The 17,609-nt window shown below is 59.6% G+C and carries 14 protein-coding genes; 4 read left to right on the plus strand and 10 right to left on the minus strand.

All coding sequences use genetic code 11. From position 1 onward, the window contains the following. Positions 1-78: 78 nt before the first annotated feature. The 3 genes from glcF to E2L05_RS08105 form a co-directional block, all read right to left on the minus strand. The gene (glcF, locus tag E2L05_RS08095; RefSeq protein ID WP_133342416.1) at positions 79-1,371 is read right to left on the minus strand and encodes a glycolate oxidase subunit GlcF; all 1,293 of its coding nucleotides are present in this window, start codon (positions 1,369-1,371) and stop codon (positions 79-81) included. Positions 1,372-1,382: 11 nt separating this feature from the next. Continuing rightward, positions 1,383-2,552: an FAD-binding protein gene (locus tag E2L05_RS08100; protein ID WP_133342417.1), complete on the minus strand. Its 1,170-nt coding sequence runs from the start codon at positions 2,550-2,552 to the stop codon at positions 1,383-1,385. A 121-nt stretch (positions 2,553-2,673) separates the two neighbouring features. Beyond that, complete coding sequence (locus tag E2L05_RS08105) at positions 2,674-4,113, minus strand: FAD-linked oxidase C-terminal domain-containing protein (RefSeq protein ID WP_133342418.1); 1,440 nt, start codon at positions 4,111-4,113, stop codon at positions 2,674-2,676. 81 nt (positions 4,114-4,194) lie between these two features. On the opposite strand from E2L05_RS08105, the gene E2L05_RS08110 reads away from it, so the two are divergent. Together E2L05_RS08110 and E2L05_RS08115 are read left to right on the plus strand one after the other, a co-directional pair. After that, entirely contained in the window at positions 4,195-4,893 is a 699-nt protein-coding gene (locus E2L05_RS08110; protein ID WP_133342419.1) for a DUF599 domain-containing protein, read from the plus strand. A 46-nt stretch (positions 4,894-4,939) separates the two neighbouring features. Then, entirely contained in the window at positions 4,940-5,299 is a 360-nt protein-coding gene (locus E2L05_RS08115; RefSeq protein ID WP_133342420.1) for a hypothetical protein, read from the plus strand. A gap of 77 nt (positions 5,300-5,376) precedes the next feature. On the opposite strand, the gene E2L05_RS08120 is transcribed toward E2L05_RS08115, so the two are convergent. The 4 genes from E2L05_RS08120 to E2L05_RS08135 are packed head-to-tail and all read right to left on the minus strand — an operon-like array spanning position 5,377 to position 12,174. Next, the gene (locus E2L05_RS08120) at positions 5,377-7,467 is read right to left on the minus strand and encodes a hypothetical protein (protein WP_133342421.1); all 2,091 of its coding nucleotides are present in this window, start codon (positions 7,465-7,467) and stop codon (positions 5,377-5,379) included. Then, a complete protein-coding gene (locus E2L05_RS08125; protein ID WP_133342422.1) occupies positions 7,467-10,277 on the minus strand; it encodes a DUF4159 domain-containing protein in 2,811 nt (936 codons plus the stop codon). Before E2L05_RS08125 ends, E2L05_RS08120 begins: the two co-directional genes overlap by 1 nt. Further along, a complete protein-coding gene (locus tag E2L05_RS08130) occupies positions 10,277-11,152 on the minus strand; it encodes a DUF58 domain-containing protein (RefSeq protein WP_133342474.1) in 876 nt (291 codons plus the stop codon). Before E2L05_RS08130 ends, E2L05_RS08125 begins: the two co-directional genes overlap by 1 nt. Positions 11,153-11,166: 14 nt before the next feature. Further along, a complete protein-coding gene (locus E2L05_RS08135) occupies positions 11,167-12,174 on the minus strand; it encodes an AAA family ATPase (protein WP_133342423.1) in 1,008 nt (335 codons plus the stop codon). Positions 12,175-12,231: 57 nt separating this feature from the next. Here E2L05_RS08135 and E2L05_RS08140 point away from each other — a divergent pair, with 57 nt between their 5' ends. Both E2L05_RS08140 and E2L05_RS08145 read left to right on the plus strand, forming a co-directional pair. Continuing rightward, positions 12,232-12,837 (plus strand): DUF1285 domain-containing protein, encoded by a 606-nt coding sequence (locus tag E2L05_RS08140; RefSeq protein WP_133342424.1) that lies wholly within the window; start codon positions 12,232-12,234, stop codon positions 12,835-12,837. Between the two features lie 175 nt (positions 12,838-13,012). Then, positions 13,013-13,246, plus strand: coding sequence for a DUF2798 domain-containing protein (locus tag E2L05_RS08145; RefSeq protein WP_133342425.1), 234 nt, complete (start codon positions 13,013-13,015; stop codon positions 13,244-13,246). Positions 13,247-13,256: 10 nt separating this feature from the next. Here E2L05_RS08145 and E2L05_RS08150 read toward each other — a convergent pair whose 3' ends face one another. The 3 genes from E2L05_RS08150 to polA all read right to left on the minus strand — a co-directional run bounded on the left by E2L05_RS08150 (position 13,257) and on the right by polA (position 17,534). Next, complete coding sequence (locus tag E2L05_RS08150; protein ID WP_133342426.1) at positions 13,257-14,195, minus strand: cation diffusion facilitator family transporter; 939 nt, start codon at positions 14,193-14,195, stop codon at positions 13,257-13,259. 277 nt (positions 14,196-14,472) lie between these two features. Further along, positions 14,473-14,667, minus strand: coding sequence for a hypothetical protein (locus E2L05_RS08155; RefSeq protein WP_133342427.1), 195 nt, complete (start codon positions 14,665-14,667; stop codon positions 14,473-14,475). Between the two features lie 80 nt (positions 14,668-14,747). Further along, positions 14,748-17,534 carry a DNA polymerase I gene (gene polA / locus E2L05_RS08160; RefSeq protein ID WP_133342428.1) on the minus strand — a complete coding sequence of 929 codons (2,787 nt, stop codon included), beginning with the start codon at positions 17,532-17,534 and terminating at the stop codon, positions 14,748-14,750. Positions 17,535-17,609 lie beyond the last annotated feature (75 nt).

The raw sequence follows: 17,609 nt of genomic DNA on the forward strand, positions 1-17,609 counted from the left end.
GGCGAGGGCATGTGAGATAAATTTCGTGCGCATTCAACGCTTATTGCACGGCCCAATTTGGCTGTCTTTGATGTAAGTTCACTTAAGATTAATAGACGCTGGTCGTGGCCCGCCTGTCGCCCAATCTATAAGCTGAACAGTGTGCAAAACAGGCACACCTGTGCCGGATCCGATCTGCATCATGCAGCCGATATTTCCAGCCGCTATGACATCCGGGGTCGTCGCTTCAAGCGTCGCGACCTTTCGATCCCGCAACTTACCGCTAATTTCCGGCTGCAACAGATTATAGGTGCCGGCAGACCCACAGCACAGATGCGGGTCTTTCGGTTCGACAACCGTGAACCCGGCGCGTTTTAACAAATCCTTCGGGGCCGATTTTATCTTCTGCCCATGTTGCAGAGAACAGGCCGCGTGATAGCCGACTTTCAGAGGCTCAGGCGCCTTCATGCCCTTAAAATCAAGGGTTCCAAGAAACTCGCTCACATCCTTGGCAAGCGCCGACACAGTGGCGGCATCGTCTGCCATCGGATCGTTGCGCAACATGTGGCCATAATCCTTAACAGTCGTGCCACAGCCTGACGTGTTGATGATCACAGCATCCAGCCCGCCGGCGTTCTTCTCGGCTATCCAGGCGCGTATGTTGCGTTTGGCAGCCGCATGGCTTTCATCTTCTTTGCCCATATGGTGCACCAGCGCACCGCAACACCCCATGTCCTTGGCAACGACCACTTCGACCCCAGCGCGTGTCAGCACACGGATCGTGGCATCATTGATTTCAGTGTTCAGCGCCCGCTGCGCACACCCGGTCATCAGCGCCACGCGCGCCACGGGCTTTCCTTTCACTTCGAAGGTTTGCGGATCATCATTGCGGCTGACCGGCGGCACGGTCGTTGGCGCCATCTCAAGCATCGCGCGCAAGCGGGCATCGGGCACAAGCCCCTTGAAAGGGCGCGCCATCTTGGCCCCCAAAAGCGCGACCCTGAAACGCATTGGATAGGGCAGAATCCGCGCAAGAACCCAACGAAGCGTCCGGTCGTGCCACGGACGGGTATAGGTCTTTTCGATATAGGCGCGGGCCTCGTCGACCAAATGCATATAGTGCACGCCCGACGGGCACGTGGACATACACGCAAGGCAAGACAGACAGCGATCAATATGTTTGACCGTGCGCGCATCAGCGGGCCGGCCGCTTTCAAGCATGTCCTTGATCAGGTAAATGCGCCCACGCGGGCTGTCCAACTCATCGCCCAGAACTTGGTATGTCGGGCACGTCGCGGTGCAGAAGCCGCAGTGCACACAGGCACGCAGCACTTCGTTCGCACGTGCGATGCCGGGATCGGCCAGTTGAGCTTCGGTAAAGTTCGTCTGCATGTCAGGTCGCCTCAGGCCATCAAGCCGGGATTGAGAATGCCGCGCGGATCAAACCGCCGACGCAATGCTTCGCTCAGCATCGCAACAGCGGGCGCTTCGGGCTGAAAGGGGGCGATTGCCGTGCGGGTGTCTTTCCCGCCACGAACAAGTGTTGCATGACCGCGGAAAGCCCCAAGTCGATGGCGTACGTCGACCCCTTCCGTGACCAAAAGCCAGACCCGGCCGCCACCCCAATCATAAAGCGCACGCGCCCCCGGAACCCTTGCCACAAGGCCCGGCGCGTCCCCGGGCACCGTTGAGATTTGCCACACATCGCCTGTCTTTCCGGCAAAGGCTTTGACGTCACGCACCTCTTCCCAGACGGAACGGGTCTTGTCCGGGTCTTCCACAATCTCGAAATCCGCGATGGGAGCCAAGGCTGCCTGAACACAGCCCGCGCGATAGGTCACCGACCCGGCGAACCCTTCCAACCGAAGCCGCGTAACTGATGCGCTGCTGTCCGCGCCCTGAAGATGTGCCGCGCCATTGACCTCGAACGGGGTTCCCAACGCACAGGTCATCGCCCGCAACGCGGTCTCGTCATCCAACCCTTCGCACACCAGCATGGCGCAGGTTTCCGGCTCTGGCAGAAGTTTCAGGGACACTTGGCTGAAAACGCCCAACGTGCCCCAGCTTCCAGCCATGAGTTTTACCAGATCATACCCGGTCACGTTCTTCATCACGCGCCCGCCATTCGACACCACGTTTCCGGCCCCATCGACGAAACGCAGACCAATGAGGCTGTCACGGCACGCCCCAGAAATAAAGCGCCGTGGTCCAGACACATTGCCCGCAACCATACCGCCCAGCGTGGGCACGCCTGTTCCATCGTCCGCCACGCCGCCCATCAGGGCGCGATGATCCATCGGCTCGAATGGAAGGCGCTGCCCTTCGGCGGCAAGCGCTGCTTGCACATCCGGCAACGGGGTGCCTGCACCCGCAACAAGCGTCAGCGCGCCAGGCTCGTACAGAGTTATCCCGCTTAGGTTTGCTGTGCTCAAAGGCTGGCCGTGAACAGCGCGACCCACCGGGCGCGTCCCGCCGCCAACAATACGCAAGGGACCCTGTGCGTCCGCCACGATTTGGGCCAAATCAGCCTCTGTCTGGGGTGCAAGAACATCCCTCTCAAGAACGTCGCTCACACCGCGCCCCCTGTTTGTAGTCTCGACAACCCGGTGCGGTTCAAACCGGAAAAATGACCAGTAGCGGGCAAACGCAGCCTAAAGACCGGCAATGGCAGCCTAAAGACCGGCAATGGCAGCCTCATATCGTCCGCTCACGGCGCGACGCGCTGCTCGATAACGGAAAGACCTTTGACGGGTTCAAGAGCCATCCCGGGTCGAACACATCCTTGACCTGCATCTGCGCCTCAAGGTCGGCTGGCGCGAACTGAGTCGACATCAATTCGCGCTTTTCGACCCCTACCCCGTGCTCGCCGGTCAGGCATCCCCCAACCTCGACACACAGGCGCAGAATATCCTCGCCGAACCCTTCGGCCAGCGCCAGATCACCGGGCTTGTTCGCATTGTACAAGATAAGCGGGTGCATGTTTCCGTCACCCGCATGAAATACATTTGCCACGCCAAGGCCATATTCCTTGGCCAACTCGCCAATGCGCCGCAGTACAAACGGCAGTTCGCTGACAGGGATTGTTCCATCCAGACAAATGTAGTCGCCCATCTGCCCCATGGCGCCAAACGCGGATTTGCGCCCCAACCAGATGGCCGCGCTTTCCTCAGCCGACTGGCTTTCGCGCATTTCGACAGGATTATGGCGCCCTGCTATGTCCTTTATCAGGGCGAGCTGATGGTCAATTTCAGGGTCTGACCCCTCAACCTCCACGATCAACAGCGCCTCACAAATCGGATAGCCCGCGCCGGTGAAATTCTCGCAGGCCGTGATGCACGGACGGTCCATAAATTCGATGGCCACAGGCAACACACCCGCCTTGATTATATCGGCCACACATGCGCCAGCAACTTCGGCGCTATCAAAGCCCATCAGCACAGGCCGCGCGCCTTCTGGTTTGGGCAGAATGCGAAGCGTGGCTTCGGTCACAACACCAAGCTGCCCTTCGGACCCGCAGACAAGCCCAAGCAGATCAAGGCCAGAGGCGTCACAGAATGCTCCGCCCAGTTCAACGACGTCGCCATTCATCATGACCATGGTCACGCCCAAAAGGTTATTCGTCGTCACACCGTATTTCAGGCAATGCGCCCCGCCAGAGTTCATGGCGATATTTCCCGCAATGGCGCACGCCAATTGAGAGGACGGATCCGGTGCATAAAAGAATCCTTCATCTTCAACCGCTTGCGTAACGCTCAGATTGGTGCGGCCCGACTGCACCCGAATGAACCGGTTGTCATAGTCGGTTTCCAGAACGTCATTCAGGCGCGCAACACCCAGCACAACGCTGTCTGCCGTCGGCAAAGCGCCACCCGCCAGTGATGTGCCAGCCCCGCGCGGAACCACTGGCACGCCAGCTTCATGGCAGACCCGCAAAACAGCAGAGACTTCTTCAGTGCTGCGGGGAAGCACAACTGCAAGAGGCGGGCAGGTATATGCCGCCAATCCGTCACATTCATATGCGCGGGTCTCGGCGATATTGTCGATCACAGCGTCTTCGGGCAGCACTTGACGCAACATAGCAACGATCGCTGCCTTTCCGGCAATCACGATATCGCTTGGCTTCGGCATTTCCATGTCGATCCCCCCTTAATTGGTAATTTGATATAACCAATTTATCCCTTTGGCAAGTCACCATCACTCGGGCTATGCACGCGTATGGATATCACATCACTTCCCGAATTCCTTACACCTCTTGATGTTGTTGCGGTTACGTTTCTTTTGGCCGCTTGGGCTGCGATGACCCTTCTGATCGAACGCACAGACGGGAAAACAAAGTCGGTGTCCGTTCTCATGGCCGCTTACCGGCGCGAATGGATGCGGCACACGATCACGCGGCAACCGCGAGTCTATGACGCGATGATCGTCACGTCCCTGAGGCAGGGTGTGGCCTTCTTTGCCTCGACCTCAATGATTGCTCTTGGCGGCGGCTTGGCCCTCATTTCCAACATTGATCAACTGTCCGAAGTTGCGTCGGAATTGACGTTGAACAAGACGCCCGCAGTCGTATGGGAAGTAAAGATCGCCACCGTGCTGTTCTTTGTGGCGAACGCATTTTTGAAATTCGTCTGGTCGCATCGCGTTTTTGGCTATTGCTCAGTGGTAATGGCATCTGTTCCAAATGAAGAAGACGACCCAATCGCTATGCACCGGGCAGAGCAAGCCGCAGATCTGAACATCACAGCGGCGCGTGCTTATAATCGAGGACTGCGGTCGATCTATTTCGCGCTTGGCGGTCTGGCATGGCTGCTTGGCGCAGTGCCGTTGCTGATTGCGACCGGGATCACTGTTCTGGTGCTTTGGCGCCGCGAATTTGCATCAGCAACACGCGCCACTTTGCTTAAATCCCATCCCTGAGAGAAACTTGTTTGGCATGGCATGGCGATATCGTATGGCTAATCACATGATTTATCGTTTTTCCGCCCTTTTCGCCCTTCTGGCGCCCATCGCGGCACAGGCCGATGCCCCAGAGGTTGTTGACGCCACAGCCCGCGAGAGCGGTTCTGGCTGGCAAATTTCAGTCACCATTCGTCACCCGGATACGGGGTGGGACCACTATGCAGACGGCTGGGAAGTTCTGGACACCGACGGGAACAGACTTGGCTTTCGCGAACTGCTGCACCCTCACGAGACAGAGCAACCATTCACTCGATCACTCGGCGGTGTAGCCATCCCTGATGGAGCCGAAAGCGTAGAAATTCGGGCACGCTGCTCTGTAGACGGGTGGAACGATGCAACTTACACGCTGCGATTGCCGAACTAGGCAGTTTTTCTGCGCACGAGCCAAAGGTGTCGCGCTCAGGCGCACATTGCGGCTCGGCCTGCTATATCAGAAAGGCATCACTGTGCCGCAACCCGGTGCCGACTGCGCCCTTCCCATAGCCAAGCACCGATAGTCAGCGCCGCGACCAAGGCAAGCCAAGCCCAACCGGGCAGTAAGGGCGTGACAGAGACGTTGGTCGTCTCATAAGCGCCCCGCGGTGTTATTCCGATCCAGCCGCGACCAACGGCGGGACGCCCTTCACGCACTTGCCGAACATCAAGCGCGCCGTCTTCCAACCGGCGAATTCCACCGCCCGTCGGTGAGAGTACCGGCGCCAGCGCATCGCCGCTTGCGATGGTCTGTTCGAATTCCTTGGGCGCTGACGGGCCAAGGGCTGCCACCGTTGTTCGACTTCCATCCGAAATGCGGTAAAGGCCGATTTCCAGCCCCTCAAGCGTCACTTCATAGCGGCCAGGCGCAACCTCTGTCGGAGTGATGACCGTTTCCGTGCCATCAGGCGCGGTGATTGTGAAATCGCCCTCGCCGTCGCCAAGGGTCCGCCGCGTGACAGTCAGTGACTGCCCATCGCTTGTGGCAGTGAGTGCCTCTTCTTCAAGTTCCGGTTCTTTCATCATCCAATGCGCCAGTCGCCGCAGCAATTCCGATTGGGGCCCGCCACCATCAAAACCGCGGTTCCACAGCCACGCCTGATCTGATGCAAGCAGCGCGACGCGCCCTTCCCCGACCCGGTCCAGCAATAGAAGCGGTCGGTCGTCAGGCCCGGACAGGACCACTTCGGCATTGGGCGCGGCAACCACATCGATCAACCGAAACCACCGGCCCCACTCTGCGTCTGCGGATCCCGCTGCAAATGCGTCGTCCAAACCGGCAGTCACCGGATGCTTGCGTCCCAGTTCGGTAATGGCAGGGCGATACCCTTGCTCGATCACCTGCGCGGTCGGCTCGCCCGGAAGGATCTGGGCCAAAGGCGAGCGATAAAGACTGGCTGCAGAGGCAAAATCCGGCCCCGCCGCAACCAAGACGGCCCCGCCGCCTTCGACGTACTGCCGGATATTGTCGAGATAGATCCCCGGCAGGATCCCCCGCCGCTTGTATCTGTCAAAGATGATCAAATCGAATTCGTCGATCTTTTCCAGAAATAGCTCGCGTGTGGGAAATGCGATCAGCGACAGCTCGGTCACCGGGACCCCGTCCTGCTTTTCTGGCGGGCGCAAAATGGTGAAATGAACAAGGTCGACACTGCTGTCGGATTTTAACAAGTTACGCCAGGTGCGTTCACCTGCATGCGGCTCGCCAGACACCAACAAAACCCGCAACCTGTCGCGAACACCATTGATGCGGACCACGGCCGAATTGTTCCGATCCGTCAATTCGCCGTCCGCCGTCGCGACCGTGAATTGGATCACGTTCATTCCGCCGTGCGGCAGATCGACGGGCAACTCCAGATCGCGCCCTATTGGAACCTGCACTTCACGGGGCTCCTGCCCATCGACCGAAAATTGCAGCCGCGCCGTACCGCCAAGCCCCGCAGGTACCGCACCCTGATCTTCGACTTTGAGGGACAAGGTCACAGGTTCGCCAAGAATGGCATAGGCCGGGGCGCTGGTGATCACCAACCGCCGGTCCCAATCGGACGCGCGCCCGGTCAGCAACAGATGCAGGGGCGCGGGCAGATCCGGCGCGCCAGCAATGTCGTGCAACTGCCCATCGGACAGCATGATCATGCCCGCAACCCGCCCGCGCGGTACATCCGCCAAAGCAGAGGCCAGCGCCGCCATACCGAGCGAGCCGGCATTGTCTGGCGCATCTCCGAGCGATACTGTCCGCAGTTCGGTATTGGGCAACTGCGCCACTTCTGCCTCAAGATCAGCGATGGCCTCTGCGGTTTGCTGTGGACGGCCCGCAATGCTTTGGCTGGCACTTTCATCAACCACCAAGATCACGATGTCAGACAGGGCATCACGCTCTTCGCTTTGCAGCGACGGATTGGCCAGCGCAGCCAAGACGGCCAGCGCAGCAGCCCCTCGCAACCACCATCCGGGCAGCCCCCGCCAAAGAGCAAACCCAACTGCCAGCAGCATCACAATGGCCAACAGCGCCAACAGCACCGGATTGATCAGCGGGTCATAAAGGATGTCGCGCGTCATCAGTTCCCCAAACGGTCCAGAAGAGCGGGCACATGCACCTGATCGGACTTATAATTGCCGGTCAGCACATGCATGATCAGGTTGACCCCGAAACGGAAAGCAAGTTCGCGCTGGCGTTCCCCGGCATAGCCGCGTCCAATGGGAAACAGCGCACCACCACGCCCATCGGTGGCCCATGCCGCGCCCCAGTCATTGCCGCCAATGACGATCGGCGTGACACCATCGTTCAGATTACGGAACGGCATGCCTTCAACCTGCTCCGCGTCAGGCGGGGCGGCTTCAACCCAAACCTCGGGGCTGTTGAAACGACCCGGGAAATCCTGAAGCAGATAGAAGGTCCGAGTCAGCACGTGATCCGCAGGGACAGGCTCCAGCGGCGGAACATCCAGCGGGCGAGCCAGTTGTTGCAACTTGCGTCCGTTTGGCGTTTGCGTCCCAAGCCCGCCCAGGTCCGCATCGCGCGTGTCAAACAGGATCATGCCACCGCTGCGAAGATACCGGTTCAGCCGGACATACGCCTCGTCGGACGGGATCGGCTGATCCGTGGTCACGGGCCAGTACAGGAATGGGAAGAAGGCAAGCTCGTCCGTTTCGAGATTGACCCCCCGCGGGGACGCAGGCTCAATGGACGTTCGGGTAAACAGCACCTGAGACAGGCCATCAAGACCGGCACGGGCGATGTCATCAAGCCGAGTATCACCGGTTATGACATGGCCCAGAACCACGTCCGATGTGACTGCGATGGCGAAAGTCTCGTCTACCGGGTCGCCCGGCGGGGATGTGTCTTCTGCCGTTTGCGCCCGCATCGGCGCCGCATACCCCAAAGCAAGTACCGCGATCAGGGCGACGGCCAGGCCAGCGCGCTTTGGTTTCGTGCGGCGCGGAAGTTTGCCGGAAAGCGCCAGCGCACCAATGATATCTGCTACAACGAGCAGCAGCGCGAGCGTCAAGAACATACCCCCAAGTGGGGTTTCACGCACTACCCCAAGCCCTTCGACCGAAATGCGCGCGGGCCATGTAGCGGGCTCAAGAACAGTATCTGGCCCCGCGACATTGACAGCCAATCGCCGATCACCGCCCACGTAAAGGCCGGGCTGCATATCGGGGCCGGGTTGGCCTTCGGCGATGCGTTCGCCGGGGATACCGGGCAGCGTTCCAGCAGGTTCCAGGTGGCCAAAGCCATCCATGATTTCGGCGGCCTGCCAAACCGTCCCTTCCAAGTCTTCAGCATCTGGGTGCGCAGTCCGCGACGACACGGCCAACCGTTTCAGCATCTGAACGAAAAGACCCGACAGGGGCAGGCTGGACCATTCGGCATTGGCTGTAACGTGGAACAACACCACCTGCCCATCGCCAAGCCGCGAGCGGGTTACGAGAGGTGTGCCATCAGTCAATTCAGCGATGGTGCGGGCAGATAGATCGGGTCCGGGCTGGGCAAGAACCTGTGCGCTGACCCTGACATCTGGCGGCAGGGTGAGGCCATAGAACGGGCTGTCTTCGGAAAACTGCTGCAAGGATTTGGGGGCGCCCCAACTCATGGCACCGCCGACGCTGCGCCCCCCTGCCCGAAGCGAGACCGGAAGCAGCGGATCGTCCTCTGCGGCTGCAGCACTGTCGCCCGCTGCCGCAAGTCTCGGCCCGGCAAAACGAAGCAAGAGCCCGCCCTTTTCAACCCATTCCTGCACTTTAGCCGGCTCGGCAACCCGCGCCACATCGGCCAGAACGATCACGTCCGGATTGGCCTGCAAGATATCGTCGATGGAACCTTGGATCAGGTCTGCGGATGGCTCTAGCGCCTGCTCAAGGTAGTGCAATGGAGACAGCAGTTGCAGCCCTTCGCGTTCCTCACGACCGGCGATCAAAGCAACCTCACGGCGTCGCAGAGCATCATCGGTCAAGCTGACGGCCCCGGCCGACGATACCCCCCCAATTTCGAACCGTGTGACGCGGTTGCGCAGTTCGGGCGGCAAGGAAAGCTCCAGCTGGGCGACACCCTCACCATCGGCAAAGATGGCTTCACCGCTGGCCAATTGCCGTTCGATCCCGGCAGGATCGAGACCTCGTGCATGTATTTCGAGGCGACGCTCGCCGTCGGTCCGCGCTCGCAATACATCCAGTGCGATGATGCCGTCGTCAAATACCGGCGGGCGCAGGGCCAAGGCCCCGTTCGGGCTTTCAAATACGCGCACTGGTCCGCGCTCTTCCAGTGCGGCCAACACGCCCGTGCGGCTGTCACGTGCAAGGCCATCGGACAGCCAAAAGGTCGAAAACGACCCGTCCAATGCCCGGGCCCAAGCGGTGATGGCACCGGGTTGCGGCCCCCAGGCCGCAGGCTGCACGCTCGCAAGCCCCGGCATCACGCTGTCGGCACTGCGAAACACCGGGGGGCCTGGGGGCAAATCGGTTGCGGCCACGACGGCAACTGACCGGCCTGCGCGCCCGGCCTCTTCCACGGTTTGTTCAACCCGCGCCATGCTTTGCTGCCAGCTATCCGCATCCGCCCATGTCGCGTCGATCAACACCAGCAACGGGCCGCGTCCGTTCTCGCGCGGCTGAGGATTCAGAATAGGCCCGGCGAAAGCAAAGATCAGGGCAGCAACCGCCAACATGCGCAGGAGCAACAACCACCAAGGGGTCTTGTCACTTTGCGTCTCGGCATCGCGTAGCCCCAAAAGTAGTGCAACACCTGGAAAGCGGCGCCGGGTCGGTGCAGGCGGCACCACACGAAGAAGCAGCCACAGCACTGGCAAAGCAGCTAGCGCCGTCAGCAACCACGGCGCGGTGAACCCTATGGCCCCGAGCGACAACATCAGCGGCGGCGCTCCAGCGCACCGAAGACCCACAAAAGCGCGGCCTGCGCACTGTCGCCGGTGTGATGGCACATGAGCTGCCACCCGGTCAGGCGCGCCAATTCTTCAAGCCGCGCTTTGCGTTCCGCCAACCGTTCGAGATAGCGCTTCCGCAAACCGCCAGCCTCTAGGGTCTCGTGGCGCAACCCGCCCCCCATGCTTTCGAAAACCGTCCGCCCATCGAAGGGAAACGCTTCTTCCGCCGGGTCCAGAACTTGCAGCAACGCCCCTTTCACCCCCATGTCGGCAGCTTCGGTCAGCGCTTCTTCCACGTTGAGAAGCGGGCCCATGAAGTCCGACACGAAAAGAGCGCGGGATTTCGGGACAATGCCCCGCACATCCGGCGCGCCAAAATCGTCGCGCTCCGTCCGGTCGGCAAGCAAACCTTGGGCAATGCGCAGCAACTGAACGCCACCCCTCCGGGGAGGAACCTCTTGCCCGGTCAAGCCAACACGTTCGCCACCCCTCAGCAGCAAGATCGCCACCGCCATCGACAACAGTCGCGCCCGGTCCGCCTTGGTTGCTGCGCCTGCGCTGGAAAAGTCCATCGAATGCGCCCCATCAACCCAAATCGAGACTGTCTGCGCCGCCTGCCATTCCTTTTCCCGAATAAAATGCGTGTCAGATCTGGCCGACCGACGCCAGTCGATCATCCGTGCCTCGTCGCTCACCATCGCTGGACGGTATTGCCAGAACTCTTCGCCCATGCCGGGCCTCCGGCGACCGTGCGACCCCAGCAGCATCGTCGACGCCAAATGTTCCGCATCCGCCAAAAGCGGAGGTAAGGGCGCGGCCAATGCCTCGCCGTCCCGGCGCAGGGTACCCCGGTCGAACATGCTGGGGGTTTCGTTCACGCCGCAGCCTCGGTGCGGGTCATGCGGGACGCGATCTGTTCGATCAGCGGGCGCAGCCCTTCGCCGCGCGCACGGGCCGCAAAGGTCAGTTGCATGCGGTGGATCAGCACCGGCACCGCCATGCGCGCCACGTCATCGGCGGTTGGCACCAAGCGCCCTTCCAACAAAGCCTGCGCCCGAACCGTCAACATCAGGGCTTGCGCCGCACGGGGCCCTGGCCCCCAAGCCACAGATTCCCGTACGAGCGCAGGCGCGTCTGGGTCTTCGGGGCGGCACGCGCGGACAAGATCAAGAATGGTTTCGACCACCGCCTCACCCACCGGCATCCGGCGCAGCACGTTTTGCGCGGCCAGCAAACTTGGCGCATCGAACACCTGGTGCGATACGGCATCTTCGACCCCGGTGGTGGCCAGAAGAATGTCGCGTTCGGTATCACGGTCCGGGTTCAACACATCGATCTGCACAAGAAAGCGGTCAAGCTGCGCTTCGGGAAGCGGATAGGTGCCCTCTTGTTCGATTGGGTTCTGGGTCGCGAGCACATGAAACGGCGGGGTCAGGGCGTGCGGCTGGCCTGCGATCGTCACAGATTTCTCCTGCATCGCCTGAAGCAGCGCCGACTGCGTGCGCGGGCTGGCCCGGTTGATTTCATCTGCCATCAAAAGTTGCGTGAACACCGGCCCCTGAATAAACCGAAAGCTGCGCTTCCCATCCGCATCGGTTTCCAACACTTCCGAGCCAAGAATATCTGCTGGCATAAGATCCGGCGTGAACTGAATCCGCGCACTGTTGATCCCCATCACTGTGCTTAGCGTGTCGATCAACCTTGTCTTCCCTAGCCCCGGAAGACCGATCAAAAGGCCATGACCACCGCACAAAAGAGCGGCTAACGTCAGGTCCACGACCCGTTCCTGACCAATGAACCTGTTGGTAATACTATCTTTTGCAGCAGACAGCTTTTCACCAAGGGCTTCGATATCATTTACGAGATCTGCGTCTTGGGTCATGAAAAGCTCTCCGCTATGTCTATAGTCCTATGAAGTCACATATCGTGCGCAACTCAAATGGCAAAATCCCTGGTAGGACAAAACATCGTGAAACCCTCCGCAGACAGCCTTGCCGCCTCGGCGCAAGCGGCCACGAAAAAGGGGCCGGCACCCGTCCATTTGTGGAATCCACCGTTTTGTGGGGACCTCGACATGGAAATCAAACGTGACGGCACATGGTTCTACATGGGGACACCCATCGGCAGACACGCACTGGTCAAGCTGTTTTCATCCATCCTGAAGCTTGAAGATGGAAATTACTATCTCGTCACCCCAGTCGAAAAAGTGGGCATTCGCGTTGAAGATGCCCCATTTCTGGCCACTGATGTGACGGCCACCGGTTCGGGGCCAGATCAGAAGCTGACATTCACCACCCAAGTCGGTGACACGGTCCAAGCTGGCGCCGATAATCCTATCCGCGTTCCGCGCAATCCTCAAACGGGGGAACCATCGCCCTATGTCATGGTCCGCGCTGGTCTTGAAGCGTTGATAGACCGCAAAAGCTTTTACAGGCTTGTCGATATGGGCGAGACTGCGCGCCACAACGATGCGGATTGGTTTGGCGTCTGGTCGGGCGGCGAATTCTTCCCGATCATCCCCGCAGCTGACCTTCCCGACATGTGACACCAGTCGGAACCGGCCAAACTGGCCGTCCGACGTCTGGGGCGCTTTTTGGCGTGAGGTAGCCATTGGCACGGTGGGGGGCTGCCCGCAAACGGCGAAGTCGTTGCACCCCTCTTGCAAACTGGCTCATTCGCGCCTTATGCAACGGCAACAAATGCACATATTCGGAGGCAATATGATCCCGCAACGCTATGCTCAGGTGCTGTTCAGTTTACTTCTGAGCGGAATGATGTCGGCGATCGTGTCTGGTATCGTAACCCTTCGTACCAGCCCAATTGACCTTACCCTTCCGGGTATTTGGTTCAGTTCCTGGCTTTCAAGCTGGCTTATTGCGTTTCCTGCCGTGTTGGTCGTAGCGCCAATCACACGCCGCTTGGTCGCCAAATGGACCAAACCGGACGGCAGCTAACGAGGCCAGTTCAAGTGCAATCGCCCCCGATGGTAGCGGGGTTGATGCACTCCGCCCCTGCGCTTTCCGTTTCAAGCGTGACCTGTTCAATTTGAAAGTCGTCCCGTAAGAGTTGCCGCACGGCGCTGCGCGTGGTCGCGTCATGTGCGGAACTGACCAACACAAGATGCGCCTGAAACGTCGCGCGCCGTTCGTCGATCTGCCACAAGTACATATTGTGCACGCCCACCACGCCATCGACACTCTGAACAGCCCGCGCAACCTTATGCGGGTCAATCCCCGGAGGGGCACCCAGCATCAAAATGCGAATGACAGGGCCGATATCGGTCAGCGCGTGCCACATGATGTAAACCGAGATACCGAGTGTCAGCAGCGGATCGACAAGTCGCCAGTCGAACAACATCACCAGAACGCCGCCCAAGATAACCGCAACCGATGTGCCGGCATCCGCAAGATTGTGCAAAAAAGCCGCGCGAATGTTGAGACTATCTTTCGCCATGCTGTAAGTCAGAATGGCGGTTACCACATCGACCGTCAGCGCCAAACTCGCAACCGCAATGACGATCCAACCGGTCACGTCTGTTGGGTCGATGAGCCGCCAAACCGCTTCGTAAGCGAGATACACAGAAATCAGGACAAGTGTGGTGTAATTGACCAGCGCCGCCACGGTTTCAGCACGAGCGTAGCCAAAAGTCATGGACGCATCGCTTGGCCTGCGCGCTATTCGCCGTGCAACCAGCGCAATCACCAACGTCATCGCATCGCTCAGATTGTGAATCGCATCGGCGATCAAAGCGATTGAGCCAGACAGGATGCCACCAAATATCTGTCCGACCGTCAGCAGCACATTCGCGGCAACGGCCCAAGCCACACGGCGATCACCGCCGTTGTCCAGCAGGTGCACATGGTGTTTGTGGGAATGATGGTGATGGCGGTGGCGACGCGACATGCGGTTAGCTCAAATGGTTTACCCCGCGAAGGTCAACCCGGCATAAAAAGCGTGTGCCCAGATCAGGTCGTCAACGGAACAATAAAAACCGCAGCGGCAAGCACGCATAGGGCAACGGTGTGGATAAGATGCAACGACATTGGAGGGGAACTCTGGTCAAGGTGAAAAAACAGCAGCGACTGTCGCTGCTGCTGTATCAAGTGGGCATCCAAACCCGTGCATCAAGACCCCGGACACCCTGTCGCAGCCTGTCAACTTTGGCGGCGGCTCAGGCGGATCATGCAAAGCGCCGCAAAAGCAACACACCCGTCGCCGGAAAGGGGTATTCCCTCTGAACTCGGGAGCTTTCCAAGGTTCTAACCGTGGTCCCGAAAGAGTCGAAATCAAAATAGTCGCCAGCGTTAAGGGTTTCACCGGGCAGCTCTGGCAGCGCAGCGGCGCGCAACGCCACAACAAGCGCCAATGCGCTCAAAAGCTCTTCCCCCTATCCGATTAGCCTTATCAATCGTTCACAGCTTGCTCGCCATACGGGGTCAGAGGCGCAGAACTTGATCAATGAGCGTCGCTCCAGTTCGAACCGGATCCAGCGTCTACCGTCAGCGGGACGGTCAGATTGACTGCGGGCATTGATGCGTTTTCCATGATCTCGCGCACGCGTTGCGTGACTGTATCAACCGCCTCTGCATCCACCTCGAACAACAGTTCGTCGTGCACCTGTAGAAGCATGGTCGCCGGAAGATCTGCTATGGCGTCCGGCATACGGATCATTGCCCGCCGGATCACATCAGCCGCCGTACCTTGAATCGGCGCATTTATCGCCGCGCGTTTGGCAAAGCCAGCCCGCGGGCCACTGGCAGAAATCTCGGGTGTGTGGATCTTGCGGCCAAACAACGTCTGCACAAAACCGTGTTCCTTGGCAAAGGCCGTCGTGTCGGCCATGTAATCCTTGATGCCGGGAAACCGTTCGAAATAGCGGTCAATGAATCCCTGCGCTTCGGCGCGCGGAATGCGTAGGTTTCGCGCCAGCCCAAAGCCGGAAATCCCATAAATGACCCCGAAATTGATCGCCTTTGCCTGACGGCGCACATCCGGCGTCATTTCGTCCAGCGGGACGTTGAACATCTCGGAGGCGGTCAGCGCGTGAATATCCTGCCCTTCGCGAAACGCCTGCTTCAACTCTTCGATCCCGGCGATATGCGCCAAAATCCGCAACTCGATCTGGCTGTAATCCAGCGCGAGCAACACCTTGCCCTCTTCGGCAACAAACGCCTGTCGAATGCGCCGCCCCTCTTCGGACCGGATCGGGATATTTTGCAGGTTGGGGTCAGTCGATGCCAGCCGCCCGGTCGCCGCCCCGGCAATCGAATAGCTGGTGTGCACACGCCCGGTGTCTGGGTTGATATGGTCCTGAAGTGCGTCGGTATAGGTCGATTTCAGCTTTGACAGTTGCCGCCAATCCAGCACGCGGGCGGGCAAGTCGTATTCGGTGGCCAGATCTTCCAGCACATCGGCACCTGTGGCATACGCGCCCGTCTTGCCTTTTTTGCCACCGGTCAAACCCATCTTGTCGAACAGAATTTCTCCCAATTGCTTCGGGCTACCGACGTTGAAAGTCTCACCTGCAAGTTCGTGAATTTCAGCCTCTAGCCCGGCCATCTTCTGCGCAAAGGCCGAAGACATGCGGCTCAGCGTCTGGCGATCCACCTTGATGCCCGCGCGTTCCATGCCAGCCAGAACAGGGACCAGTGGGCGCTCCATCGTCTCATAAACGGTGGTCACTTTGGCAGTGTGCAGACGCGGCTTCAACGCGTGCCACAGGCGGAGCGTGATATCGGCATCCTCGGCCGCATAGGGCGCAGCTTTGTCGAGCGACACACGATCAAAGGTGATCGCGGACTTACCGGACCCCAGAAGCGGTTTGATCGGGATCGGCGTGTGATCCAGATAGCGCTCGCTCAGCGTGTCCATCCCGTGCCCGTGCAACCCGGCATGCTGCGCATAAGAGATCAACATCGTGTCGTCGATTGGAGCCACATTTATGCCAAAACGCCAAAGGATCTTGGCGTCATACTTCATGTTTTGGCCGATTTTCAGAATCGAGGGGTCTTCCAGAACGGGTTTGAGCATCTCGATACAGGTGTCGAAATCCATCTGCCCTTCAGCCAAATCGTCGGAGCCAAACAGATCATCCCTGTCGGCGGCCTTGTGGCGCAGCGGGATGTAGCAGGCGCGCCCAATTTCAACGGCAAGGCTGACGCCCACCAAATCAGCGCGCATATCGTCCAGCCCAGTGGTTTCGGTATCCACCGCGACCCAACCACGATCCACGATCCGGTCAATCCATACCTGCAACGCAGCCGCATCGCGGACCACCTCGTATTTGTCGGGATCAAATGGGACCACCTCTGCCTCGACCTGCGGCGCGGCCGGTTCAGGCACAGCCGGGGCGGCAACCCCCATCCGGTCACTGACCCGCTTGGTCAGGGTCCGGAATTCCATTTCGGACAAAAATGCGAGCAGGGTTTCTGCGTCCGGGTCGCGCACTTCCAGATCATCCAGCGTGAAAGGCAGCGTCATCGACGTATCCAGCCGCACCAATTCACGCGAAAGGCGGATCTGGTCAGCATGATCAATCAGGGTCTGCCGACGCTTTGGCTGTTTGATTTCGCCAGCACGTTCCAACAGCGTATCGAGATCGCCATATTCGTTGATCAACAGCGCGGCCGTCTTGATGCCGATACCGGGTGCGCCGGGCACATTATCGACGCTGTCGCCGGCCAATGCTTGGACGTCAACAACACGGTCAGGACCAACGCCAAACTTGGCTTCAACCCCTTCCACATCAATGCGCAGGTTCTTCATTGCATCCAGCATCTCGACGCCCCCGCCAACAAGCTGCATCAAATCCTTGTCTGAACTGATGATCGTGACACGCCCGCCTGCTTCGCGCGCCTGACACGACAGGGTCGCGATGATATCGTCCGCCTCGAACCCTTCCAGTTCCTCGCAAGCCACATTAAAGGCACGGGTTGCATCCCGTGTCAGGGGGATCTGCGGGCGAAGATCTTCGGGCATCGCATCGCGGTTAGCCTTGTACTGATCGTACAGGTCATTGCGAAACGTGTGGCTGCCCTTGTCAAAGATCACCGCCGCATGGGTGGGCGCATCCGGCCCGTCGTTGCCGTCGATGTAGCGCAGTAGCATATTGCAAAAGCCCGAGACCGCCCCGACGGGCAGCCCGTCGGACTTTCGCGTAAGCGGCGGCAGCGCGTGATAGGCCCTGAAAATAAAGGCCGACCCGTCGATAAGATGAAGGTGGTGTCCCTTGCCGAATGCCATGCCGCGTTCCCGTCCGTGCCAAAACTGCCTGCTGCTACTTAATCGCAGTCGGCAAGCTTGGCGAACAGGTTTTCC

The sequence above is a fragment of the Meridianimarinicoccus aquatilis genome (genome assembly GCF_004358675.1).
GTDB classification, from domain to species: domain Bacteria; phylum Pseudomonadota; class Alphaproteobacteria; order Rhodobacterales; family Rhodobacteraceae; genus Meridianimarinicoccus; species Meridianimarinicoccus aquatilis.